Annotated in this window: 1 protein-coding gene; it reads right to left on the minus strand. The window is 37.1% G+C overall.

Going from position 1 to position 1434, the window contains the following annotated elements; all coding sequences use genetic code 11:
* Positions 1–315: 315 nt before the first annotated feature.
* Positions 316–1371 (minus strand): IS110 family RNA-guided transposase, encoded by a 1056-nt coding sequence (locus EM932_RS20625; protein ID WP_135879097.1) that lies wholly within the window; start codon positions 1369–1371, stop codon positions 316–318.
* Positions 1372–1434 lie beyond the last annotated feature (63 nt).

Here is a 1434-nt window from a genome sequence, read left to right on the forward strand (position 1 = left end):
TCCTATGAAAAGCACTAGCCAAGTTCTTCAAAGTTAATATTTATTTTTCAATTATCTCATAATGATGATTTTGAGATGTTGAATTGTTGATAATTCCGATAGGATTATCAATAATTCAACACTATATAACTTGCTCCGCATCCTATTTGTGATCCATTCGATTAAAAGAAGGTCACCAGCATCTGTATGATTATAAGCTATAATAAACCTGGCCACTTGCTATAAATATGTGATCCTAACATTAAAAGTTGGTCACCCACAGTGTTTTGTGATACAGGCTTTGCTACTTTTTGTGAGCTTTGTTATTTGTTATCTTTATTCCAATACGCCAATAGCATAAGGTGTTTCTGTTTTTATTACTGCTAAGGTCCTACTAAGTAGTTTCCGAGCAACCTTGATGATGATCGTCTTTACGTTTTTCCCGATATGCTTACGGTAATACGCTTGCATTATCGGGTCTGTTCGTATCGATTGCCAAGAGGCTTCTATAAAGTAACTACGCATTAATCGATGCGCCCGCATCGTGATACCCATACTCCTTTGGTTATCTCCACTTTGATGTACTCCTGGTGCCAAACCAACATAACCCGCTAAATGTTTAATGCTTTTGAAACGGCGCAAGTCTCCCAACTCACTGATAATACCGCATGCTACTATACCTCCTATCCCTGGAATACTGCGTAATAAATAATAATCCTTTTTGTAATGCTTACGACAATAAGCCCGCAGTTTGGTTGAAACATATCGGATTTCATTATCTATAAATCTAAAATACCGCATTCTACTCTCTAATGTTTCTCGAGCTGTTGGATAGTCAAATTCCACGGCATCTAACCAATGTCTAAACTTGTGACTCCAGTGGTCATTGTCAAATTCTTCTGGAATAGAAACTCCAAAATAGAGCAGCTGCATTTTTATATAACTCTTTATTCGTCTATAATCCTTTACCAAATCATTGCGCCTTCTAAAAAGGCTCCGTAATTCTTCCCGTTCTACTTCTGGTATATGGATACTACTTAAACGACCATCTTTTAACTCCCTGCTTATTAATTGGGCATCTATCTTATCGGTCTTGGTATATTTCTCTTTTCCCCTACGATGAATGTCTGCTGGGTTCACAACCAAGGAAGTCCAACCATAACTCTCAAACTTACGATGCGCATAGTAGCCACAGCATCCTGCCTCATAAGCCGTTGTTACTTCGTAATCTCTAAAATTCTTATCGACATAAGCTTTTAAAAATTCTGGATTAGGGGGCATTGTAAATGATTTTCCTGAAAATAGATCGCTCGCACAATGGATCTTCCAACTTCGCTTGTGAATGTCAATTCCAATGTATAACTTTGGGTAGGCAGTAATTTGAGTGTTCATATCTTTTATATTTTTTGTGATCTATAAAGATACTCGACTTACTGCTTTTTCATGGATGCTATA

Source organism: Flavivirga rizhaonensis, from assembly GCF_004791695.1.
Classification (GTDB): Bacteria; Bacteroidota; Bacteroidia; order Flavobacteriales; family Flavobacteriaceae; genus Flavivirga; species Flavivirga rizhaonensis.